Genomic DNA, 23,648 nt, shown 5'->3' with positions numbered 1-23,648 from the left:
TATCGTAACTTACCATTGGATATACGGAGGAAGAAAAATGATTACAGAAGAATTATTGAGCGTCATACCACTAAAACAAGTAATTGGACAATTGCCAAATACTATTAAGGATATTTCCAACGATTCAAGAAGTGTGCAACCAAAAAGTTTATTTATTTGTATTAAAGGTTACACGGTAGACGGTCATGATTTTGCTCAAGATGCAGTGAATCAAGGTGCGACGGTTGTGATTGCAGAACGACCGTTGCAATTAGAAGGGAATGTGGCGCAAGTAATTGTACCGGATACGGAGAGGACATTAGGGCTCATTGCCGCTAAATTTTTTGATTATCCTTCAAAAGATTTAACGATGATTGGTGTCACTGGAACAAATGGAAAAACAAGCGTTTCAAACATCATTCATCAAATGTACGTGGGTATAGGAGAAAAATCTGCTTTATCGGGAACTATTGGCTTTAATTTGAATGGTGTTCTGTATGAAACAGCGAATACAACAAGCGATGCTTTAAACACTCAACAAATGATATTCCGTGCGAAGATGGAAGGTTGCCACACGATGGTCATGGAAGTTTCATCTCACGGTCTATCATTAGGAAGACTTGCGGGTGTGGATTTTGATGTGGCTGTATTTACAAATTTAACCCATGACCATTTAGATTTCCATGGAACAATGGAGGAGTATGGTTACGCAAAAGGGCTATTATTTTCACAATTAGGACAAGATTTGACAAAAAATAAAACAGTTGTATTAAATGCGGATGATCCTTGGTCTAAAAAGTATGCAACTATGACACCGTTTCCAATTTGGACATATGGGTTAAAAAATGATGCTCATTTCCGGGCTGAAAATTGCGAGTATAATGATGAAAGCACTTCCTTTGACATGATTACACCAGAAGGAAAATTCCCTGTTACAATGCAATTACTAGGGGAGTTTAATGTTTATAATGTTTTAGCTGCTGCAGCTGTTTTATATGCTCGGGGGTATCCGATTGACATCATCATCGAGCAAATTGAAGATTTAGTACCGATTCGAGGTCGCATGCAAAAGGTTAAAACGGATTTACCACTACATATTTTTATTGATTATGCCCATACGCCAGATGCGATTGAAAAAGCAATTGAAGCGGCAATGCCTTTTAAAAAGACAGAAAATAAACTCATCTTCCTTGTGGGGACTGGTGGAAATCGAGATAAATCAAAACGTCCAACAATGGCTGAAAAAGCATCCAAAGCTGATTATGTTGTTTTAACAACGGATGATCCACGTTTTGAAGATTATGATAGTATTACAGGGGATTTAGCGAAAGGAATGCTTCATGAGAATTATGCTTGTATTGGTGATCGGGCAGAAGCGGTTCGCCATGCAGTATCTGTTGCTAATCCTGGAGATATTATCATTTTTGCTGGAAAGGGTCATGAAGACTATCAAATTATAGGCAATAAAAAGTACCCGCATAGTGATGCTGATATTGCATTAGAAGCTGCGAAATTAAAATTCGTAAAATAATATTATGAAAATATAGCCGTCTCAAATAATTGAGGGACGGCTAAAATTATGATGATAAGAAAAGGTATTGTTATGTAAGAGATTTCGTTGTTAATGTATAGAAGGCTATTCATGAAAATCAGAAAATGGTTGTCGGAATAGGGGAAATTCTTTTATTATTGTTTACGTAGAAAAAGGAGACGTAGAAAATGACTACAAAATTAGAACAAGAAATCTTATCTCGTCGTACATTTGCCATCATTTCCCACCCGGATGCAGGGAAGACGACGATGACTGAAAAATTATTGCTATTTGGTGGGGCCATTCGAGCTGCTGGAACAGTAAAAGGGAAAAAAACTGGAAAATTTGCAACGAGTGACTGGATGGAAATTGAAAAACAACGGGGTATTTCCGTAACATCTTCCGTGCTGCAATTTGATTATAACGGATATCGAGTAAATATTTTAGATACTCCTGGACACCAAGACTTTTCAGAGGATACGTATCGTACATTAATGGCAGTGGATAGTGCTGTCATGGTCATCGATGCAGCAAAAGGGATTGAAGCACAAACAATTAAATTATTCAAAGTTTGTCGCATGCGTGGAATTCCAATTTTTACATTCATTAATAAATTGGATCGCCAAGGAAAAGAGCCGCTAGAATTAATTCAAGAAATTGAAGAAGTGCTTGAAATCCAAGCCTATCCAATGAACTGGCCAATCGGTATGGGGAAAGAGTTCCTCGGTATTTACGACCGCTTCCATCGACGCATTGAGCAATTCAGAGTAGATGAGAAGGATCGTTTTTTACCATTAGATGAAAATGGAGAATTAGCTGTTGATCATCCAATGAAGGAAACTTCATATTATACACAAGCAATGGATGATATTCATTTATTAGATGAAGCAGGTAACGAATTTTCTGAAGAAGAAATTCGCCGCGGTGAATTAACACCTGTCTTTTTCGGTTCTGCATTAACAAACTTTGGCGTGCAAACTTTTTTAGAAACCTATTTACAGTTTGCACCATCTCCACAACCTAGATTAACTGAAGACGAACAATTGATTGATCCAGTTTCACATGAAGAACTTTCCGGATTTGTGTTTAAAATTCAAGCAAATATGAATCCAGCCCATCGAGATCGGATTGCCTTTGTTCGCATTGTATCTGGGAAGTTTGAACGAGGAATGAATGTTACTTTAGCTCGTACAGGCAAAACGTTTAAAGTGACCCAATCCACACAATTTTTAGCTGAAACTCGTGAAACCGTTGACGAAGCGGTAGCGGGAGATATCATTGGTCTATATGATACGGGAACATATCAAATTGGTGATACGATTGTTGGTGGAAAGAAAATATTCCAATTTGAAAAACTCCCACAATTTACACCGGAATTGTTTGTCAAAGTAAGTGCAAAAAACGTAATGAAATCCAAACAGTTCCATAAAGGAATTCTTCAACTTGTACAAGAAGGAGCCATTCAATATTATAAAACGTTACACACGGAAGAGATTATGCTTGGTGCGGTTGGTCAATTGCAGTTTGAAGTATTTGAACATCGAATGAAGCATGAATATAATGTGGAAGTCGTAATGCAACCAATCGGATCTAAAATTGCCCGTTGGATTAAAAATGAAAATGAGGTAAAAGAATCAATGTCTTCATCCCGTTCTATGCTCGTAAAAGACCGTTTCGACAATCTTGTCTTTTTATTTGAAAATGAATTTGCAATGCGTTGGTTTTCAGAGAAAAACGAGCATATTCAATTATATAGTTTGCTTTAAGTTGTTTAGTTGTATAAGTAATGCAAGAATACAAGTTTACGAATAATAAGCGTGTAGGAAGAGAGCGAGGAGTTATCCTTTCGCTCTTTTTCTTTTTTGCAATCTTTCTACATTATTCTTTTCGATTTTGGCTTGTAGATTGACAATGATGCTGACAACTTTAACTATTAACGAAGTGTAAGAAACGGTATTGTATCATATGCAATTACAAATTTGTAATACAGTATATGAAAGAAAGGAATACGGATTTTTGTCAAGAATAATTGATAAAAGAAAAAAGGGAGATGGAGGAATTGGCGATGGCAGTTCACTTTTTTACAGGTTTTCCTGGATTTATAGCGAGACAATTAATTGGAGAATTGTTCCAAAAAAACATAACGGACTCCGTGTATGTTCTTGTGTTAAGAACGGAAATGAAGAAAGCGGAAAAAGAACGTGAAAAAATTTTAGAAACTTATCCTGGAAGAAGGATTGAAATCATCGAAGGGGATATTACAGTACCAAAACTAAATTTAAAGGAAGAGACAATTAATCGAATTGCAAAGGAAGTTCGCTATTTTTGGCATTTAGCGGCAATCTATGATTTGGCAGTTCCTCGAGATGTGGCGTGGACAATCAATGTGCTAGGGACTTCCCATGTAAACGATTTTGTCAAATCATTACCTCATTTAAAACGATATATGTATTTTAGCACTGCTTATGTAGCAGGGGGAAGAGAAGGAGTAATTCTTGAGAAGGAGTTAATTCATCCAAAAGAATTCAAAAACTATTATGAAGAAACAAAATTTGAAGCGGAGCTGCTTGTGAAAAATTTAATTGGAGAAATTCCTCTAACTATCATTCGTCCAGGCATTGTGAAAGGACATTCGATTACAGGAGAGACCAATAAATTTGACGGTCCATATTTCTTTTTAAATATGATTGATTGTTTGAGTTTTTTACCTTTCATTCCTTACATCGGAAAATTGGATACACATATTAACGTAGTACCCATAGACTATATAACAGAAGCGGCTATTTTCCTCTGTGAAGAGGAAGAGGCGATCGGCAAGACGGTCCATTTAACGGATCCCAATCCCCATCCTGTTCAAGAAGTATATCGGGCGATGGTTAAGGAAATGACAGGAAAATTCCCAAAAGGGAGAATTCCACTTTCTATAGCGCAGAAATTTTTGCAATTAAAAAAGGTTCGAACAATACTTGGTGTGGAAAAGGAAACGCTTGATTATTTGACATGGAATGCGACCTTTGATTGTTCGATAGCAAAAGAACTTTTATCAAAAGGGAATATTAGTTGTCCGGATTTCATAGCAACCATTCCCTCAATGGTTCAATTTTATAAGAAAAATAAAAATAACCAACAATTTCATATTCCAATAAAATAATTTCATTGCAAATATAATATTCTATTGCTATACTTATCCTATAGAAAATCGAACATCCATTGACAATGTCAAAGGGGAGTAGCTATAAGTATTTAGCGTGACTAAATACTTACTTCATATTCGTCACTACATGGCAATTGCCATCGGATATGAAAGCAAACTGATTCAATTTTGCTTAGCAAGACCTTTGCCCAACTAGGCAAAGGTCTTTTCGTTTGCTTAAAATTAGAGTTCCTTGACTAGTAAAACAGTTACAAGTTGGGCATAAAAAATTTAAGGAGGAATTATTAGTGGAAGCAATTATTTTGGAATATTTGTGGGTCTTAGTCGTTCTCGTCGTTTTAGAAGGGTTATTGGCTGCAGATAACGCGGTTGTAATGGCCGTTATGGTAAAACATTTACCACAAGATAAACAGAAAAAAGCACTATTTTACGGATTATTTGGTGCGTTCATCTTCCGCTTTACAGCATTATTCTTGATTACAATCTTAGTAAATTATTGGCAAATTCAGGCGATTGGTGCAGCTTATTTATTGTTTATTGCCATTAAAAATATTTACGAGAAGAAATTTAAGAAAGAAGAAGAGAAGATAGATGAACATCTACAAAAAGGCAAAGGCTTTTGGGCAACTGTATTAAAAGTAGAAATTGCAGATATCGCCTTTGCGGTAGATTCAATGCTTGCTGCTGTTGCAATTGCAGTAACTTTACCAGAAATTGGTGACTTCCATATCGGTGGCATTAACGGAGGACAATTTGCTGTTATGTTCTTTGGTGGTGTTATCGGCTTGATTTTAATGCGATTTGCAGCGCAAGCCTTTGTGAAAATATTAAATAAATATCCTGAACTTGAAACTGCTGCCTTTTTAATTGTAGGATGGGTCGGGGTGAAGTTAGTGGTGTTAACATTATCGCATCAAAAAGTTGGCATATTGCCACATGAATTCCCGCATTCAACCCCTTGGGAACTTACTTTCTGGGGCGTTTTATTAGCCATTGCAATTGGTGGATGGTTTGTTAGCATGGTAAAAAATAAAAAACAAAAAACAAAAGAAATTTAAAGTAAGGAAGGAGCAGTTTTAGCAGCTGTTCCTCTTTATTTTATATAAAATTTTTCTTATACTAATAAAAAGTTTATTCGACAATAAAGAGGGCGAAATGAATGACAAACATGTCCGAGAGAATAAAAAATATAACGCCATTTCAACTGCTAGTTTCATTTTATTTTATCGCTATATTAATATCATTTTTGTTATTACGAATCCCTGCTGTCTATAAAGATGGAAAAGAAGTATCAATTATTGATACGCTGTTTACTGCTGTCAGCGCAATCAGTGTTACAGGATTGACGGTGTTCGATATTTCGGAAACTTTCACTAATTTTGGAATGATTGTTTTATTGATTATTCTTCAATTAGGTGCGATTGGTGTTATGTCTATCGGCACCTTTATCTGGTTATTGATAGGGAAAAGAATCGGGATGCGGGAAAGACAGTTGATTATGATTGATTTTAACCAACATCATCTTGCAGGGGTTGTTCGGTTACTGAAAGAAATTGTGAAAATTTTATTTATTATTGAAGCATTAGGGGCACTTATTTTAAGCGTTCATTTTAAAAGATATTTTGAATCATGGTCAGAGGCCTTTAAACATGGGATTTTTGCTTCAATTTCTGCTACGACGAATAGCGGTTTTGATATTACGGGTCAAAGCTTTGAACCATTTTATTCCGATTATTTCGTTCAATTTATTACGATGATATTAATCGTACTCGGAGCCATTGGATTCCCGGTATTAGTGGAATTGAAACATTTTTTAATGAAAAAGAATCCCGCATTTCGCTTTAGTTTGTTTACTAAAATTACGACCGTAACGTATGGGGGATTGTTTATATTAGGTACACTTGTTGTCTTATTTATTGAATCATTTCATTCTTTAAAAGGTATATCATGGCATGAAAAAATTTTTGTTGCTATGTTTCACTCTGTTTCTACACGATCAGCTGGTTTAACGACAATGGATATCGGGATGTTTAATGAGGCGACAAATATCTTTCTTAGTTTTTTAATGTTTGTCGGTTCTTCGCCAAGTTCTGTTGGTGGGGGTATTCGAACTACCACATTTGCAATAGCTATATTATTTTTAATTAATTTCGCAAATGGAAGAAAAGAAATTCAAGTGTTTGGTCGAGAAATTTGTATGGATGATATTTTGAGATCCTTTGTAGTCATCATTTTAGCTTTCTTTATGGTCATAATCTCGACGATGATATTGGTAGTGACGGAACCCCATGGAACTGCTACACAAATTATTTTCGAAATAACATCTGCATTCGGAACATGTGGCATGTCTCTTGGACTTACTGAAAAATTATCAACTGCAGGGAAATTGGTCATTATGACCCTCATGTTCATAGGAAGAGTCGGGTTGATTTCATTTTTATTTACTTTGGGAGGAAAGGCCCAAACTCCAAAATATCGGTACCCAGAAGAACGAATAATTATTGGATAATGAGTTGAACAAGTGAATAAACTAAAAAATTCACCATTTTTAAAATGAAAGTGGTGAATTTTTTTCAATAATTATTATTAAAGAGTATAAAAGCTAATATGCCATTTTGTTCAGCAAAATACCAAATTGGGTTACTAAATGATAAGTCGAATTGACCATTTTTTTCTTTCTATGCTGTCGTATTAGAAGTTATTATTAAAACTTTTCTGAAAAATATGAATATCCTTGTCCTTTTTGTCATATGTTTTGTAAAAAAAGGTTTTTTCAAAAAAATATAAGAATATACAAAATAAGGGAAGTAGTAATTAGTAATCTATTATAATCGAATAAGTGAATTAATAATAGAACCAAATTACTTAAAAAAATGCAAAATTGATATCCGGTATTGGTTGAAATTAGAAAATAGATATATTATACCCATTTTATTCTGAATTGTTTTATGAAATAATTTTGTACAAAATTTAAATTAAGAAAATTTTATAAAATTAAAAATTAGCAAATTATATATAGATAGAAAAGATAATAAGAGAAATTTAAGATTGAGGGGAAGGATTGGTGTATTTTAATGAAAAGTGCCACTATGTTGCCTTTTTTGGAAGAATTAGTCCAATATGATAATGATCCAGTGCTTATTTTAGACACCTCATGTAAAATTGAGTCAATCAATCAAAAAGCAGCCGAATTGTTGAACTTAGCTGTGGAGGTTGGGAAGCCCCTTTCCATGGATAAACTATCATTTAAGGAAATTAAAGTTTTGGGAATGTTTATCCAAAAGGAGAATTTAGTATTTTTAAAAATATTAAGTGATGATGGAAAAAAGAAGTTTCAAGTGAGCGGTAGAGGCTTTCTAAATGATTTGCCTTATGGCATCATATTCTTCAAAGAAGATCAAATTTTTGAAATAAATTCTCAAGCAATTGAATTATTAAAGATTGATGTTGAAAAAGGTTTAAACTTGTCACTGGAATCTTTTCTCTCAAAATATCATGACTATAAAAATAATAAATTACAATTCCTGTCTGATTTAAAAAAATATGGACAAGCAACGTTGGAAATTTCCCATTTAAATAATGAAGAAGAGGTTTATTTAACACTAAACTGCAAATACAATTATTATTTGAATCAATTTCATAAATCATAGTTTTTCTGAAGTATAGAGTACCCCTATACTAAAAACTTTGTTTTTTTTTAATTATGCAACTTGGTTTTGTTGCTGTAATAAAGCATTGATTCGATCAACTGCTAGTTTGCAGGTATTATAAATTAACGTCACCAGATTGAAATGCATTTTTGCTTTCTTTCCTGTACGATGACGGACATTGTTTAATTGAAAGTATTCCTTTAAATAAGCGTTAACGCGTTCGACTGCTGTACGTTCTTGATAAAGCTGTTTCCATCGTTCTGTCCCACGTGCTGGATAGGTAAATTTACGGATATCTATATCACATTTGATTTTGAAAACTTTTTGGCAAAGGGTGTCTTCTCGTAATGGGCAAGTTGCACATTCCTTTGGACGTGTGAATTTTAATGTATTGTACTTAGCGTCAAAGCTGTCATATTGGTAACTATGTTCACGCACACAGGTTGGACGAAAATGTTCATCGAATCCTATATATTCTCCTTCTCGGCGAACGTTGTAAGGAATCACGACTCGCATGGACTGTGATACGGCTTGACGGTAAATAGGTTCAACATCATAACCAGCATCAAATATAGCTATTGTAAATTGACCGTTTCCTAAGTGATGAAGTTTTTTCAATAATGGAATCGCAGCTTTACAATCACTTAAATTACCTGAGGACATCAAACGAGTGATGATATATTGACTTTTCGTCGAAACAGCTAAATGGGCTTTATAACCAAACCAGAATGTATTTTTTCCTTTACTATTCTTTTTCACACCCCATTTTGGCTCAATCGGTACATCCTTCCAAAGGGTTTCTAATGGGATATCCAGCTGTTCTTTCAGTTCTTTTTCATAGGTTGATTGATTTCCTTTTTTCTCTACTTGTTCGGCTAACCAAACAGCTCGTTCAGCTTTAGTTTTACGACCACGTTTTTTAGGAGTTTTAGGTGCTTTCTTTTCTGATGGTGTGAAAGCATCACGAGCTTCAAAGTGACTCGCATCGATGGCGACATGTTCATCATTTAGAAAGCCTTCCAACATCGCTGTTTTGATGAGTGTATCGTTCATTTTATCTAGCACATCTGATTCACTAATGACTTGAATCATGCGTGAATAAGAGCTTTCAGATGGTACGACATCAGACACAAGGAATCCACAGTCGAAACGAAATAAAGGATCATGGACCAAACGTTTGACTAAATCCTTGATAGTTGGAATACGTTCGACAATACGAATAATCAGCGATTGAATCATTGCACCATAATTCAATTCACGTGGTGCACCTTTCAATGTCTTTTTAGAAAACAATTGAAATATAGGCTGAATGTCGATAGCACTAAAAATGGCATCATAACGATGGGAACTTTCCATTTCTAATAATTGATGGATGTCAAAAAGAGAAATTTGTTTTACAATAGTCATAGGGTACTCACCTCTTTCGTATGGTTTGTTTGGTTACTTACCATTATAACGAAATTTGGGGAGGTACCCATTTTTTATTGTCTTGAATCCCTTGAAAATCAAGGGGTGAGAATTATGAAATTAACTCATTTAGATATGTATGTGATGACAGTTATTGATAATACGGAAAATGTAAAACTAAAGCAAAATATGAGAGATTTAGAACGGTTAAGTAATATGGGTAGGATGTCGGCAAGCATTACCCATGAAATAAAAAATCTTGTAACATCATTAAAGGGTTTTGTTGAATTGTTGAAAGATAATACAACCGAAGAAGGAAAAAAATATTTACATGTAATGGAATCTGAAATGGAAAGAATGGAATCCATTCTTTCAGAATTGCTTTATTTGTCGAAACCAAGTAAGGCCTTTGAGGAAAAGGTATCGCTTTTACAAATTTTGAAAGAAGTTGTTCAAATAATGCAACCACATGCATACTCGAACAATGTGTTTATTCAATTAAAATCAGAAGACAATTTCAATTCCACGATATTGGGGAATGTCAATCAGTTAAAACAAGTGTTCATTAATTTAGTGAAAAATGCCATTGAAGTAATGAAAAAAGGTGGAACGATTACAATTGAATTAAAGGATGTCCACAATAAAATTCAAGTTTCGGTACAAGATGAAGGGATAGGAATTCCTGAAGAAAATTTAAGCAAGTTATTTACGCCATTTTTTACAACAAAGGAACAAGGAACAGGATTAGGTCTATGTCTTGTAAAAAAAGTGGTAGATGAACATCAAGGGAAGATTGTTGTGAAAAGTACTGTCGGTGTAGGATCTACGTTTATTTTAGAATTTCCAAATTATACCGAGGGTTATACTAAGATTTATTACAACGACAGCCAACTGAAAAAATGGTTGACTACCAAGGAAGTTAATTCATTACCAGTTGTATAGGCACGACTTTGACAAATCTTCTCTCAAATAGATATAATTCTTTTATATAGATAGAAAAAAGAGGATGATTTGTCTTGCCGTCAAATGAGATGAAACAATCGTTAAAATTGTATATTGTGTTATCAAGAGCAAATAAAGCGATTAATGAAGTGACAAATCAGTTTTTTCAACAAAAAGGTTTAAATCCAACTGAATTTGCTGTGTTGGAATTGTTATATCATAAGGGAAGACAACCTTTACAAAAAATTGGAAGTAAAATTTTATTAGCAAGTGGGTCTATCACATATGTTGTTGATAAACTTGAAAAAAGAGGTTTGATTAAACGGGTATCTTGTCCTTCTGACAGGAGAGTCACATATGCAGAGATAACTGAAGAAGGCGATAAATTTATGGAAGAAATATTTCCAGAGCATGAGAAAAATTTACATGAATTGATGAACGCGTTAACACCAAGTGAAAAAGAAATAGCAATCGAATTGTTGAAAAAATTAGGTTTATCGATTAAAGATTTGTCTTATTAAAAACGAGCTGTTCGCTAAGACGAACAGCTCGTTTGTATATTCTTTTGAATTGTATAATTATCTTCAAAAATTTTTTATTTTATTGTAACTTCATCCTCCACCTAATTTTAGAGGGATAAGTTATTTTTCTTCAATTGTTAACCCCATTTTGATGAGTGCGTCTTTTAAATCGTAATCTTTTTGATCAAAAACAGATAAACGAACTAGAATATTATTTTTTTCGTAAACGATTCCAACGACTTCATCATTTTCAATGGTAGTTATAAATGCAACAAAATTAGTAATTTCCGGATGTTTATTAACCGCTTCAGTAATATCCAATGGTTTGTATTCGTTGATGGCTGCCATCCATTCTTCTGTACTTTTTACGAGATGATCATATGATGAAGCATTTTTTGGAAACACTTCAATACGCATGGAGATGGCATCATTATCTTGGAGGAAAAGAACTTCTTTTCCTGGCTCTTCTTTTGTGAGTTCATACCCTTCTAAAATTTGTATTGTATAATTTTCTTCTTCTACAACTGCGGTTTCATGAGTATACACTTCACCTTTTGATGTGTATTCAATTTTATTTTCAGGCTGATTTGTTTCTTCGTCTTGTGCTCCATTCTCTGTTGTCTCTTCATCTTCAACATTTTCTATTTCCTTTTCCGAATCTGCTGTTGTTTGATCTGGCTCCGTATTTTGTCCATTTGTTGTTCCACAAGCAGCGAGAAGGAACATTAATAGAGTTACTGAAATAAATAGTTGTAGTTTCTTTTTCATTTTACTCTACCTCCTTTTTGATTAAACGAATATGAAACGAAGGAAGTTTCATTTTTTTTAATAATGAATAAAAGGCAATATTAAAAATAACAGCAAAACAAAAATTTCATGCGCAACGATGACTAGTGGCATACTTTTCTTCCATTCGTATAAAAACCCAAATATTAGGGATATAATGAATGCGCAAATGACACCATGGATAAATCCGCTCAATGATATTGCCAATGCAAATAATAAGCTAGTCATGATGCAAGCAATTACTGGAGAAACATATTGTTTGAGTGCATGTTGAACGTAGCCGCGCCAAAACAATTCTTCACCGACGACAATGATAAAAATGAGCAATAAATAATGCCAAATATTATTCGGACCATATGTTTCTAAAAATTTGCGAATCGTTTTTATTGAACTACTGTCTGTAAACTTAAGCAACATATAACCAAGTCGGATGATGCCATAAGTAATTGTGCCGAATCCGATACCAAATAGGATATATTTCCAAGTTGGGAGTTCATCTTTGAATTTCCCAAAAAGGATGGAGATTGCAGTACCGACGAGGAGAGTAAAAGTATATAAATGCCAGAAGATTTTTTTTACTTCGAAGGAACAATATATACTTATAAAGATGAAAGCAAGCGAGAGAAGGAGTACAATCATTTGTTTTGAAAATTTCATGTTACTTGCCTCCTTTGTTATCATAATATCAAAAAAAACTCCCCCTATCATCAATTACAAATGAAAAGGGGAAGTTTTTTTATTTAAAATCATTTACTGACTTTACGATTTTATAACGTTTATGATTAACGACGGTTTTTTCTTCCAAATCTAAGTCACGATAGTTCGACATAATTGTTAAATCAACAATTACTGAATTATCATTGACTTTTTCAACCATTCCGCGAAGTCCATCCTTAAATTCAATAATATCTCCCACTTCTGCTATTTTCATTGGCGTGCCCCTCCTCTATCAGTTACTATGAAGTTAGTTTGCATGATAATAGAACAAATGTAAAGTGATTTTAGAATAATTTCGAAAATATAAGAAGTAGGAGGTAAAATATTTATGAATAACTACAAAGATATGATTGAAAAGTTAAAAAATGGGGAAATAAAAAGTATAGAAATTACAAAAGAGGAATTTTTGAAGTTTCGTGAAGTGCTTGTGAATGATGAAAAGTTTAAACATTTTAGAGGTGAAGCAAAACAAGGTGGAAGGGTCATTTATACTTATTCAGATACACCGCGTGCATAACAAAAAGCTACTTCCACCCATTTCTATATGAAAGGGGGGATTAGAGGTATGGATAGATTGAAGCTACATTTGGAGTACATTCGGAAAAAAATGATTCGTTCAGGTTTAGAAAATGGCCTGCAATCACCAAAAACGATTCGATTAAGTAAACAACTGGATCAGATTTTAAATCAATATCAAAAGCATGAAAAATCACCATTGATTATGACGAAAAAATAATTTTTTCAATTTTTTGTTATAAAAAATCATACAATTGGCAATAGTATTTTTTGAACACAGCAACATTCTCATTTTCCCCCTTTTCAAGCAGCGTATCTTGCTGCTCTTTTTTTTGTCTATGTATTAACAATTTTTTCATTACATATCAACAATTGCCCATTTATATGGTACATTACAAGAAAGTGTAAAATATGCATATTTTTAATAATGATACAGGGGTGTTGGGGAATTATGTTTAATAAAAAGATTGCATTTATCGGTACAGGGGTTATGGGAACTAGTATCGTAAAGCATCTATTGAAGGTGGGATACGAAGTCACGATATATAATCGTACGAAGGAAAAAGCAATTCCTTTAATTGACCTTGGAGCTACTTGGGCTGATACACCTGCCCTTGCTTCTGAAAACAAGGATATCATTTTTACAATGGTTGGTTTTCCTAAAGATGTTGAAGATGTGTATTTTGGAGATAATGGCATTTTCAAAACAGCAAAAAAAGGTTCGACTCTCATAGATATGACGACTTCAAAGCCGAGCCTTGCAGAGAAAATATATGAGGCAGCGAAAGAAAAGGGAATAATGAGTCTTGATGCACCGGTGTCTGGGGGAGATATAGGTGCAAGAAATGGTACATTATCCATTATGGTAGGTGGCGATGAAGAAGTTTTTAAAGAAATGTTGCCAATTTTTGAATTATTCGGCTCCAATATTGTTTATCAAGGAAAAGCTGGCTCTGGTCAACATACAAAAATGTGCAATCAATTATTAATAACGACGAACATGATTGGCGTGTGTGAATCCATTGCTTATGGAATGAAGGCAGGATTAGATTTAAATAAAGTGTTAGAGTCGGTTTCATCAGGAGCTGCTGGCTCATGGTCATTATCAAATTTGGGACCACGTATATTAAAAGGCGATCTAGAACCAGGCTTTTATATTAAACATTTTATTAAAGATATGAAAATTGCTTTGGAAGAAGCAGAAAAAATGGAATTAGATTTACCAGGTTTACATTTGGCGAAAGAAATGTATGAGACGTTGTTAAACAAAGGGTATGGTGATTTGGGAACTCAAGCGTTAATTAAATACTACAATGTCTGAGTGGCAATTTTAAACTGATAGGGGCGATATTTTTGATTAAAGGCCAAAACCTGAGGAAGAGGAATCAATTTGCATTATATTGTTCCCTTCCAATTCTTTCATGGGCATTGTACGATTTTGCGAATACGATTTTTTCATCCAATATTAATACGGTTTTTTTTTCCTTTTTATATGGATGAAGTGCTTGGAACAGATAGAGTGATGGAACAGGTTGCAAGCTCCTTTATTTCTTACGCCAATGCTTTTGCAAGTCTCTTTTTGGTGCTCTTTTCTCCGCTTTATGGTGTTTGGATTGATCAAACAGGTTATAAAAAGAGATTTATCGTTTGGTTTGCATCTATCTCAATATTTTTTACATTTATGATGGGAATTTTTGCTCAACTGGATGTTTCAAGTTATTTTTCAGGATTGCCCCTCAGTTTGTGTTTCGTTGTTCTTAGTTTTGTCATTGCAAAATTTTGTTTTAATTCCAGTTTAGTGTTTTATGACACGATGTTAGGAGATCTTGGCACAAGTGAAGAGATACCATTAATTTCAGGATTTGGTGTAGCTGTCGGTTATTTAGGAACGATAGTAGGGTTATCGATATACTTTTTCGTAGCTGATGGTGGTTTTCATCGAGCTTTTATTCCAACGGCAATTCTTTATCTTATATTTTCCTTACCATTATTTTTCTTTATTAAAGATCGACCAATCCCTAAACATCAAAGAAAAAAGTTTGGATTTTTTAAAGGATATAAAGAAATTGTCGATACTTTTAAAGATATGAAAAAATATAAAGCAATTTTTACTTTCATGATTGCTTACTTTTTCTTAAACGACGCCATTGCAACGACAATAGCGATGATGGCAGTCTACGCAACAGTGATTGTTGGTTTTACTTCTGGGAAATTTATAATTTTATATTTAGTAAGTACCATATCTACTGTGATTGGGTCTTTCATTTTTGGCAACATTACAAAAGCAATTGGTGCCCGAAAAGCCGTTGCAATCGTAAGCATCATTATGATTATCGCTTTAATAATAGCGGTATGTGCTACACAAGAATGGATGTTTTGGATTGCGGGAAGCATGTTCGGTGTGTCACTTGGTTCCATGTGGGTAACCTCTAGAACATTGATTATTGAATTATCACCGGAGGAAAAACGTGGTCAATTTTTCGGTTTGTTTGCTTTTTCAGGAAAAGTTTCTTCTATTATTGGCCCAGCGTTATATGGAACGGTGACGTTCATGCTAAAGGATTATGGACCCCTTGCATCAAGAATTGCTTTAGGTTCTTTAATTGTATTAACGATTATTGGTTTAATTGTTCATTTGCAAGTACAGCAGGAGCAACATTAAATTTAAATTATTACCATCTGAATTTATAGAAAAGTTATATTATTATATTTAGTTATATAGGAAGGAATGATGATAGATGGAGCAAAAAAGTATTTTACTAGAATCAGGAACCAACGAATTAGAAATTGTTGAATTTGAAGTAGGAAATAATAAATTTGGAATCAATGTAATAAAAGTAAAAGAAATCATACAGCCACTTCCTGTCACATTTATTCCTCATGCTCATCCGCATATAGAGGGAATTGTCCAGTTGCGAGGAGAAGTATTACCGGTTGTCGATATGTTGAAAGTGTTAGGAATACCAAATGCCTCTTATAGTGATCAGCAAAAATATATTGTTGCAGAATTTAATAAACAAAAAGTGGTATTCCATGTGGATAATGTTACACAGATACATCGTATTTCTTGGAATCAAATTGAAAAGCCTTCAGATATGTATCAAGGAAGTTCTAACCAAGTTATCGGTGTCATTAAAATTGGTGAATCAATGATATTATTACTTGATTTTGAGAAAATAATGGTTGATATTAATCCAGATTCCGGAATTAGCATGGATTCTGTAAAGAAACTTGGAAAGAGGGAACGATCAGAAAAAAGAATCATCGTGGCAGAAGATTCACCATTATTGCGTAAATTGTTAAATGATACATTAACAGAAGCAGGGTATGTTAATTTAGAGTTTTTTGAGAATGGTAAAGAAGCTTTTGAATATCTGGAACACTTATTAGAAACGAATGATGATATTACGAAGCATGTACAATTAGTGGTAACGGATATTGAGATGCCACAAATGGATGGACACCATTTAACAAAAAGAATAAAAACTCATTCAGAGCTACAAAAGTTACCGGTTATTATCTTCTCAAGTTTAATTACCGATGATCTTCGCCATAAAGGGGAAAGAGTTGGTGCAGATGATCAAATTTCGAAACCTGAAATTGGAGATTTAATTTTAAAAATTGATGAATTGATTTTGTAACATAGCACAATTTTAGGTATCCATCAATTCAATAGCTTTTTTCAATTCACATTTGTCGGATGCCTTTAAAGGCTCCGACGTTTTTGATTAATTTTTATTCGTTGAACCAACATTAAACATATGACAAAATATTCTTAAACTTAGAATTCGTATATAGAGAGTAGGGATTTTATTCGGTGAATGAAGTAAACATGGCGGTTATAGATATCGGTTCGAATACAATTCGCCTAGTGCTATACAGATATAGTCATGAAAAAGGATTACGTGAAATTGGAAATATGAAAACGGTTGCTAGGCTAAGGAAATATATTCAAACTGATGGATATATGTCTGAAGAAGGCATTGAAGTATTAAAAAATACGTTAATTTCGTTCAAGGAAATAATGCAAGATTACGGTGTGACGACCGTAAAGGCTGCTGCAACAGCTGCTATTCGACAAGCAAAAAATAATCAAGAAATCCTTTTACAAATGGAAAAAGATACTGGCATAAAAATCGATTTATTATCGGAAGATGAGGAAGCCTATTTCGGATATTTAGCAGTCGTTCATTCGATGGAGATCCCTTCTGCCGTTACAATTGATATTGGTGGAGGTTCAACGGAGATTACGTTGTTTATAAATAAAGAATTACAACATTCTATAAGTTTTCCTTTTGGTACTGTATCGTTAAAACAAAGTTTTGTTACCGGTGATAAAATAAACGAAAAGGAAAAATATCAACTATATCAAAATATAAAGAAATATTTTGAAAATGTAGCATGGTTAAAAAATGTTAAATTACCAATTGTGGGGATTGGTGGCAGTGCTCGAAATCTCGCGCAAATTCATCAGCATCTAATTGATTATCCAATATCTGGCGTCCATCATTATGAAATGAATGAAGAAACGCTAAAAAATTTGAGTGGTTACTTAGGAAAACAATCTTTTGAACAATTAAAGCAAATTGATGGATTGTCTTCCGATCGAGCGGACATTATTGAAATTGCTTTAGTCATTTTTAAAACTTTAATGGAAGTTGTGGATTCGAATTCATTTTACATTAGTAAAAGAGGATTGCGGGAAGGGTTAATCATGGATATCGTGATGAAATCGAATCCTGAAGTTTTTCAACCCTTTAACGTATTTGAAGATTATGCGAATCATCTAGCATTCAAATATGGGAGAACGGAGGCTGAAGTAGGTACATTAGTTACATTAATAGAGAATATATATATAGAAAGTTGTAAATGGAACTTATTTCAATTTAATGAAGAACATCTGAATTTACTAAAAAAAGCAGCAAGAGTATTTTCAATTGGAGATTATATCGAATTAGATTCATCGAATCAACACACTTTTTATCTAATTGCCAATCAATCTATTCCCGGATTAAACCATAAAAATCGGGTAAAAATTGCATTGCTTGCATCTTATAAAAACCGAGATTATTTCAGACGTCTTAGTCAACCGTTTCTGACATGGTTTACCCGTGAAGAGTTAAAAATTTTGCGAAATTTCGGTGCTTTATTAAAATTTGTATATTCCTTAAATAGTTCAAAAAGAAATATCGTAAAAAGTATTAAAATGGAATTACAAGAAAAGGATATCATTACTCTATTTGTTGTTTCGAAAGGGCGTGCAGTGGCAGAAATCCATCGAGCACAAAGCCAAAAGAAGCATATTGAACGATTATTTAAGAAGAGGGTAAAAATTGAGTTAATCTATGAAGGGTGGAATGAGTAATGACAGATGAAACAGGGCTGAACTCTCCTGAAAGGGAAAATCTTATAAATAATCATCAATTAACGGATATCGATAGAAGGAAAATATTGGATGAAATATCGAAACCTGAGTATTATAATAACCGTGAATTAAGTTGGTTAGCATTCAACGAACGAGTATTAGAAGAAGCGGAAGATGAAACAAATCCATTACTGGAGCGGTTGAGATTTATCGCAATCTTTAGTTCGAATTTAGATGAATTTTTTATGGTGCGTGTGGCTGGACTTCAAGACCAAGTTCGCGCGGGATTTCATAAACCGGAAAATAAAGCGGGCTTAACGCCCAAGGAACAATTGGAGAAAATTGCTGAAAAAACACAAGCGCTTGTTCGTAGGCAAATGGAAGTTTTTCGTCATTTAATATTCGAGCTATTGCCAAAGGAAAATATCTACTTAACAGATATCAAATCATTATCGAAAGAACAGCAGCAATACATCAATGAAATGTTTGAAGAAACCATTTTCCCTGTACTAACACCCATAGCAGTAGATGCTTATCGCCCTTTTCCTACATTACTTGGAAAAACATTAAACTTGCTTGTTTTGTTAGAAGATACAAAAGTGTTAAGCGAGTTTAACGAAAAAGTTGCTATTATACAAGTTCCATCTGTATTAGATCGCTTTATTGAAGTACCCGCAGGCCCTGATAAAAAAGTATTTGTTCTATTAGAAGATGTCATTACTTCACATGTAGATCGACTATTTTATGGCTATAATGTGAAATCGGTACAGGCTTTCCGATTAACGAGAAATGCTGATTTAACAATTCATGAAGAAGGCGCTCAAGATTTACTCGTTGAAATCGAAAAGGAATTGAAAAAAAGAAAATGGGGAATTGGAAGCCGTCTTGAAGTTCGCGATGGAGAAATGAATGATGACGTTTTAGAATATTTATTAGAAGAATTTGAAATTAGTGAATCCGATGTTTTTAAAATTGATGGCCCCCTTGATTTAACGTTTTTATTTAGTTTTGTGAAGAAGTTGTCTCAAGGAAGAGAGCATTTATTATATGAAAGTTTTATTCCTCAACGTCCATTAGATTTAGAGTCTGATGAAGATATTTACGAAAAGGCGCTAGAAAAGGATTTATTTTTTCATCATCCATATGAATCCTTTGAGCCAATTGTGGAATTTATTACAGAAGCGGCGAATGATCCGACAGTGTTAGCAATCAAACAGACTTTATATCGAGTAAGCGGTAATTCACCGATTATTCAAGCTTTAAAACAAGCGGCTGAAAATGGGAAACAAGTGACAGTTTTAGTAGAGTTAAAAGCACGTTTTGATGAAGAAAACAACGTGCATTGGGCGAAGGAGCTGGAACAATCAGGTTGCCTTGTGATTTATGGAATGCATAACTTAAAAACCCATTCAAAAATAACCCTTGTAGTTCGACGGAAAAATGGAAAAATAGAGCGTTTCGTCCATTTAGGAACAGGGAATTATAATGATGCGACAGCTAAAACATATACCGATATGGGGATTATTACAACGGATAAAGAGTTTGGTATAGATGCAACGAATTTCTTTAACTATTTAAGTGGTTATATGGAAAAGCCTAGGTTCCACCATATTGTCGTATCACCTTATGATATTCGTGATAAATTTATTGAAATGATTGATCAAGAAATTGAGTTTCATAAAAAATATGGAAATGGATTCATTCGTGCAAAAATGAATGCTTTAACTGACAAAGATTTAATTATGAAATTGTATGAAGCTTCCATAAATGGTGTTAAAATTGAATTACTCATTCGAGGTATTTGTTGTTTGCGGCCTGGCATACCAGGCATTAGTGAAAATATTACGGTCACTAGCATCGTCGGTCGATTCTTAGAGCATTCGCGCATTTATTGGTTCCATCATAACGGAGAAAATAAAATTTATTTATCTTCGGCCGATATGATGACTCGGAATATGGTGCGTCGAGTGGAAATACTATTCCCAATCTATTCTGCTGAAATTAAACAACGAATAATGCATATTTTTTCAACACAACTAGCTGATAATGTAAAGGCTCGTGTTCAAGATTCAACAGGAAAATTTCGATATAAGGAACGTAAAGAAGGCGAGCCGGTAATCAATAGCCAGGAGCTATTTATTTTAGAAGCAACTAGTACAGTCATGATGGAGGAATAAGAACTGTATTGAATGCATGGTGTAGTTTAATTGAATAAATAACTCGACACATAAACTACACCTTTCTATACATTTATATAGTAATGGAGGAACATCGATGATCAACTTTCCAGCCAATACAGAAAAAGATTACTTACAATATGTCATGAAACTTAACCCTTTTAATGCGATTGTCATATTAAAACAGTTAAGGGCTGGAAAATTTTCTGTAGAAATGATTAATTCCAGTGCTTACAAATTAACGCCCAATACTTTTGAAAAAGGGATGGACGCTGAACAATTTTTTGAGCTATTAAATTGGAATGAAATCAAAAAAGTGATATTAGAAAAGCAAGAGAAAATTCAATACATAACAATGAACATGGACGAAGAATTGCAAATATATGTGGAACCGATTAAGTTTCATGACGAATTGTATTATGCGGTCATCATGAGTCAAGGGAAGGAATTTAGCTATATATCGTTTATTGATGAAAATACAGGATTGCTAAATCGAAGAGCATTAAATTTTCGTTGGGATGAGAAATATCGTTACTATAATCATGATATGAATCTATCAATTTTATTGGTAGACCTTGATCGCTTTAAAAAGTATAACGAGTCGTTAGGAAAACAAAATGCAGATATAATGATTAAACAAATTAGTGAGCGATTTAAGCGATTAAAAGGAAAAAACATTGAATTATATCATTATAATGGTGATGAATTCCTTTATTTAATGAGGCATTATCTTCGAGAAGAAGTGGAACTTCTTGCTAACCAAGTGTTAGATGAGTTAAAAGTACCTTTTATTATAGATGGACAAGAATATTTTGTAACTGCATCCATTGGGATTGCTACATTAAATTCTGAGCAAAAAAGAGATTTTAACTCATTGTTGCATCAAGCAGAACAAGCACTATTTTATGTGAAAACTCATGGCCGTGCTCATTATCGCTTCTATCGTGAAGAAATGAGTAAAGATTTCAAAAATGAAGTGCTGATGGAAGCTCATTTAAAACGGGCGATCGAGTTTAATGAATTATCCATCCACTTGCAACCGCAAGTAAATTATTTAACGAATGAGATTGATAGTTTTGAAGCTTTACTCCGTTGGAACAACCCGAAGTTTGGTTATGTTCCACCATCCCAATTTATTCCTTTAGCTGAATCAAGCGGTTTAATTATTGAAATAGGAGATTGGGTTCTGGAACAAGTTTGTAGTTATCAGCGAGAATGGAGAAAAAAAGGATATCGTCCTGTAAGAATTGCAGTAAATATTTCACCAATACAATTTAAACAACTAAACTTCCCGAATAAAATTGAATCCGTATTAAAGAAGTACGAGGTTGACCCACAATTTATTGAACTGGAGATTACAGAAAGTTCAATGGAAAATGTAGAAGAAACGGAAGAAATATTGAAAAAGCTAAAAAAGCTCGGTGTTTATGTATCTGTAGATGATTTTGGTACAGGTTATTCTTCTTTAAGTTATTTAAAAAAATACCCGATTGATATCATCAAAATCGATCAATCTTTTATTTCGGATATTAACAAAGATGAAAAAAATGAAGCCATAATAAAAGCGATTATTTCTTTATCACATCATTTAGGGATGGATGTGGTCGCAGAAGGTGTGGAAGAAAAATATCAAGAATTATTTTTAAAGGAAAATCGTTGTAAAAAAGGACAAGGTTATTTGTATAATAAACCGATGACGGTGGGAGAAGTTATTAAAAAATATTTAGAATGTAAATAAATGCAATTCGTTTAGGATTGCTACATAGCTTCCAATTTCAATATCCCGAATAGTGACATGATCACTATTCGGGATTATTCAAACTTCCATTGTTGGAATAAAAAACAAAGGTAAGTAAAGATTACTTTTCTACCAATCAAATACAATCTTCGACACTACATATGTCGAAGATTTTGATAATTGAAATAATTTCAAGAAAACAAAACATAGAAAACATTATACAACAATTATACTAAATGTTAAATATGTAAAAATATAGAATATTTATTTTTTATTTAAAAAATAGCAAAAGTTGAATTTTCGACAAACTTTGCACTTCTTTTCTTGTACAATAGAGATGAATGGTTATTCATTCATATACGATGGGAGGAATGTTTATGTTAAACAATGAAACGATTATCGTAACAGGTGGCTCTAGTGGAATGGGAATGGCTATGGCAAAAAAATTTGTGCAAGAAGGTGCTAATGTCCTTATAACTGGTCGAAATGAAGAGCGTCTTGAAAAGGCAAAAAATGAGATTTCACAGTTTGGCAATACAATTGAAACGTTTCAGATGGATGTTCGAGATGTGGAGCAAGTAAAGGCAATGGTTCAATATGCCATTCAACAATTTGGAAAAATTGATGGATTAGTAAATAATGCAGCAGGAAACTTTATTGTTGCAGCGGAAAAATTATCGCCAAATGGTTGGAAAGCGGTTATTGATATTGTTTTAAATGGAACATTTTATTGCTCACAAGAAGTAGGAAAATATTGGATTGAACAAGGGATAAAAGGAAAAATTTTAAATATGGTAGCCACATATGCTTGGCAAGCAGGTGCAGGGGTCGTTCACTCCGCAGCAGCCAAAGCAGGAGTATTGTCATTAACTCGTACTCTTGCTGTTGAATGGGGACACAAATATGGAATTCGTGTAAATGCCATTGCACCAGGACCGATTGACAGAACGGGTGGTGCAGAAAAACTTTGGGAATCAGAAGAACAAGCAAAACGCACGATTGAATCCGTCCCTTTAAAACGTCTAGGTACACCAGAAGAAATTGCGGATTTAGCAGCATTCATGTTATCTGAAAAGTGTGCCTATATGAACGGAGAATGCGTAACGTTGGATGGCGGCCAATGGCTCAACCAATTTCCATTTTAATTGAAAGCAGTCGTTTTTAT

20 protein-coding genes and 1 pseudogene are annotated in these 23,648 nt (G+C 33.8%); 17 read left to right on the top strand and 4 right to left on the bottom strand.

Features of this window, described 5'->3' with window-relative positions; genetic code table 11:
- Positions 1-37: 37 nt before the first annotated feature.
- The 6 genes from NSU17_RS03935 (at position 38) to NSU17_RS03910 (ending at position 8,314) form a co-directional block, all read left to right on the top strand.
- Positions 38-1,510 carry a UDP-N-acetylmuramoyl-L-alanyl-D-glutamate--2,6-diaminopimelate ligase gene (locus NSU17_RS03935; protein WP_340704328.1) on the top strand — a complete coding sequence of 491 codons (1,473 nt, stop codon included), beginning with the start codon at positions 38-40 and terminating at the stop codon, positions 1,508-1,510.
- 188 nt (positions 1,511-1,698) lie between these two features.
- The gene (locus NSU17_RS03930; protein ID WP_340704327.1) at positions 1,699-3,276 is read left to right on the top strand and encodes a peptide chain release factor 3; all 1,578 of its coding nucleotides are present in this window, start codon (positions 1,699-1,701) and stop codon (positions 3,274-3,276) included.
- Between the two features lie 299 nt (positions 3,277-3,575).
- Positions 3,576-4,661: an SDR family oxidoreductase gene (locus NSU17_RS03925; RefSeq protein ID WP_340704326.1), complete on the top strand. Its 1,086-nt coding sequence runs from the start codon at positions 3,576-3,578 to the stop codon at positions 4,659-4,661.
- Positions 4,662-4,951: 290 nt separating this feature from the next.
- The gene (locus NSU17_RS03920; protein WP_340704325.1) at positions 4,952-5,722 is read left to right on the top strand and encodes a TerC family protein; all 771 of its coding nucleotides are present in this window, start codon (positions 4,952-4,954) and stop codon (positions 5,720-5,722) included.
- Between the two features lie 101 nt (positions 5,723-5,823).
- Complete coding sequence (locus tag NSU17_RS03915) at positions 5,824-7,173, top strand: TrkH family potassium uptake protein (RefSeq protein ID WP_340704324.1); 1,350 nt, start codon at positions 5,824-5,826, stop codon at positions 7,171-7,173.
- 592 nt (positions 7,174-7,765) lie between these two features.
- Positions 7,766-8,314: a hypothetical protein gene (locus NSU17_RS03910; RefSeq protein ID WP_340704323.1), complete on the top strand. Its 549-nt coding sequence runs from the start codon at positions 7,766-7,768 to the stop codon at positions 8,312-8,314.
- A 51-nt stretch (positions 8,315-8,365) separates the two neighbouring features.
- Here the strand turns inward: NSU17_RS03910 and NSU17_RS03905 are convergent, their stop codons facing one another.
- Entirely contained in the window at positions 8,366-9,721 is a 1,356-nt protein-coding gene (locus NSU17_RS03905) for a transposase (protein WP_096550004.1), read from the bottom strand.
- Positions 9,722-9,835: 114 nt separating this feature from the next.
- On the opposite strand from NSU17_RS03905, the gene NSU17_RS03900 reads away from it, so the two are divergent.
- Both NSU17_RS03900 and NSU17_RS03895 read left to right on the top strand, forming a co-directional pair.
- Positions 9,836-10,663 (top strand): ATP-binding protein, encoded by an 828-nt coding sequence (locus NSU17_RS03900; protein ID WP_340704322.1) that lies wholly within the window; start codon positions 9,836-9,838, stop codon positions 10,661-10,663.
- A gap of 74 nt (positions 10,664-10,737) precedes the next feature.
- Positions 10,738-11,184, top strand: a complete 447-nt coding sequence (locus NSU17_RS03895) for a MarR family winged helix-turn-helix transcriptional regulator (protein WP_016838260.1) — start codon at positions 10,738-10,740, stop codon at positions 11,182-11,184.
- A 120-nt stretch (positions 11,185-11,304) separates the two neighbouring features.
- Here NSU17_RS03895 and NSU17_RS03890 read toward each other — a convergent pair whose 3' ends face one another.
- The 3 genes from NSU17_RS03890 to NSU17_RS03880 form a co-directional block, all read right to left on the bottom strand.
- Positions 11,305-11,952, bottom strand: a complete 648-nt coding sequence (locus NSU17_RS03890) for a hypothetical protein (RefSeq protein ID WP_339288974.1) — start codon at positions 11,950-11,952, stop codon at positions 11,305-11,307.
- Between the two features lie 57 nt (positions 11,953-12,009).
- Positions 12,010-12,627: a CPBP family intramembrane glutamic endopeptidase gene (locus tag NSU17_RS03885; protein ID WP_340704321.1), complete on the bottom strand. Its 618-nt coding sequence runs from the start codon at positions 12,625-12,627 to the stop codon at positions 12,010-12,012.
- A 79-nt stretch (positions 12,628-12,706) separates the two neighbouring features.
- Entirely contained in the window at positions 12,707-12,901 is a 195-nt protein-coding gene (locus NSU17_RS03880; RefSeq protein WP_016838263.1) for a YkvS family protein, read from the bottom strand.
- A gap of 114 nt (positions 12,902-13,015) precedes the next feature.
- On the opposite strand from NSU17_RS03880, the gene NSU17_RS03875 reads away from it, so the two are divergent.
- From NSU17_RS03875 to fadH, 9 genes and pseudogenes are all read left to right on the top strand, one after another.
- The gene (locus NSU17_RS03875; RefSeq protein WP_340704320.1) at positions 13,016-13,204 is read left to right on the top strand and encodes a hypothetical protein; all 189 of its coding nucleotides are present in this window, start codon (positions 13,016-13,018) and stop codon (positions 13,202-13,204) included.
- A 48-nt stretch (positions 13,205-13,252) separates the two neighbouring features.
- Positions 13,253-13,423 (top strand): aspartyl-phosphate phosphatase Spo0E family protein, encoded by a 171-nt coding sequence (locus NSU17_RS03870; protein WP_340704319.1) that lies wholly within the window; start codon positions 13,253-13,255, stop codon positions 13,421-13,423.
- A gap of 231 nt (positions 13,424-13,654) precedes the next feature.
- A complete protein-coding gene (locus tag NSU17_RS03865) occupies positions 13,655-14,524 on the top strand; it encodes an NAD(P)-dependent oxidoreductase (RefSeq protein WP_340704318.1) in 870 nt (289 codons plus the stop codon).
- Positions 14,525-14,556: 32 nt separating this feature from the next.
- A pseudogene (locus NSU17_RS03860) lies at positions 14,557-15,865 on the top strand (MFS transporter).
- A 76-nt stretch (positions 15,866-15,941) separates the two neighbouring features.
- Positions 15,942-16,844, top strand: coding sequence for a chemotaxis protein (locus NSU17_RS03855; RefSeq protein ID WP_016838268.1), 903 nt, complete (start codon positions 15,942-15,944; stop codon positions 16,842-16,844).
- Positions 16,845-17,020: 176 nt separating this feature from the next.
- A complete protein-coding gene (locus NSU17_RS03850; protein WP_168412447.1) occupies positions 17,021-18,568 on the top strand; it encodes a Ppx/GppA family phosphatase in 1,548 nt (515 codons plus the stop codon).
- Positions 18,568-20,745 (top strand): RNA degradosome polyphosphate kinase, encoded by a 2,178-nt coding sequence (locus NSU17_RS03845; RefSeq protein ID WP_340704317.1) that lies wholly within the window; start codon positions 18,568-18,570, stop codon positions 20,743-20,745. The genes NSU17_RS03850 and NSU17_RS03845 overlap by 1 nt, the downstream gene beginning before the upstream one ends.
- 97 nt (positions 20,746-20,842) lie before the next feature.
- Positions 20,843-22,483, top strand: coding sequence for a putative bifunctional diguanylate cyclase/phosphodiesterase (locus NSU17_RS03840; RefSeq protein ID WP_340704316.1), 1,641 nt, complete (start codon positions 20,843-20,845; stop codon positions 22,481-22,483).
- A gap of 377 nt (positions 22,484-22,860) precedes the next feature.
- A complete protein-coding gene (fadH, locus tag NSU17_RS03835) occupies positions 22,861-23,628 on the top strand; it encodes a 2,4-dienoyl-CoA reductase (RefSeq protein WP_340436377.1) in 768 nt (255 codons plus the stop codon).
- Positions 23,629-23,648 lie beyond the last annotated feature (20 nt).

The sequence above is a fragment of the Ureibacillus sp. FSL K6-2830 genome (assembly GCF_038004145.1).
Classification (GTDB): domain Bacteria; phylum Bacillota; class Bacilli; order Bacillales_A; family Planococcaceae; genus Ureibacillus; species Ureibacillus thermosphaericus.
Note: the sequence above shows the minus strand (reverse complement) of the source record. Positions and strands in the feature narration are given on the sequence as shown.

Excerpts from the sequence above, each read along its gene's own strand:
- NSU17_RS03840 (WP_340704316.1), top strand. The coding sequence starts at position 20,843 with ATGATCAACTTTCCAGCCAATACAGAAAAAGATTACTTACAATATGTC.
- NSU17_RS03930 (WP_340704327.1), top strand. The coding sequence starts at position 1,699 with ATGACTACAAAATTAGAACAAGAAATCTTATCTCGTCGTACATTTGCC.
- fadH (WP_340436377.1), top strand. The coding sequence starts at position 22,861 with ATGTTAAACAATGAAACGATTATCGTAACAGGTGGCTCTAGTGGAATG.
- NSU17_RS03900 (WP_340704322.1), top strand. The coding sequence starts at position 9,836 with ATGAAATTAACTCATTTAGATATGTATGTGATGACAGTTATTGATAAT.
- NSU17_RS03875 (WP_340704320.1), top strand. The coding sequence starts at position 13,016 with ATGAATAACTACAAAGATATGATTGAAAAGTTAAAAAATGGGGAAATA.
- NSU17_RS03870 (WP_340704319.1), top strand. The coding sequence starts at position 13,253 with ATGGATAGATTGAAGCTACATTTGGAGTACATTCGGAAAAAAATGATT.
- NSU17_RS03915 (WP_340704324.1), top strand. The coding sequence starts at position 5,824 with ATGACAAACATGTCCGAGAGAATAAAAAATATAACGCCATTTCAACTG.
- NSU17_RS03925 (WP_340704326.1), top strand. The coding sequence starts at position 3,576 with ATGGCAGTTCACTTTTTTACAGGTTTTCCTGGATTTATAGCGAGACAA.
- NSU17_RS03905 (WP_096550004.1), bottom strand. The coding sequence starts at position 9,721 with ATGACTATTGTAAAACAAATTTCTCTTTTTGACATCCATCAATTATTA.
- NSU17_RS03890 (WP_339288974.1), bottom strand. The coding sequence starts at position 11,952 with ATGAAAAAGAAACTACAACTATTTATTTCAGTAACTCTATTAATGTTC.
- NSU17_RS03845 (WP_340704317.1), top strand. The coding sequence starts at position 18,568 with ATGACAGATGAAACAGGGCTGAACTCTCCTGAAAGGGAAAATCTTATA.
- NSU17_RS03865 (WP_340704318.1), top strand. The coding sequence starts at position 13,655 with ATGTTTAATAAAAAGATTGCATTTATCGGTACAGGGGTTATGGGAACT.
- NSU17_RS03855 (WP_016838268.1), top strand. The coding sequence starts at position 15,942 with ATGGAGCAAAAAAGTATTTTACTAGAATCAGGAACCAACGAATTAGAA.
- NSU17_RS03880 (WP_016838263.1), bottom strand. The coding sequence starts at position 12,901 with ATGAAAATAGCAGAAGTGGGAGATATTATTGAATTTAAGGATGGACTT.
- NSU17_RS03935 (WP_340704328.1), top strand. The coding sequence starts at position 38 with ATGATTACAGAAGAATTATTGAGCGTCATACCACTAAAACAAGTAATT.
- NSU17_RS03885 (WP_340704321.1), bottom strand. The coding sequence starts at position 12,627 with ATGAAATTTTCAAAACAAATGATTGTACTCCTTCTCTCGCTTGCTTTC.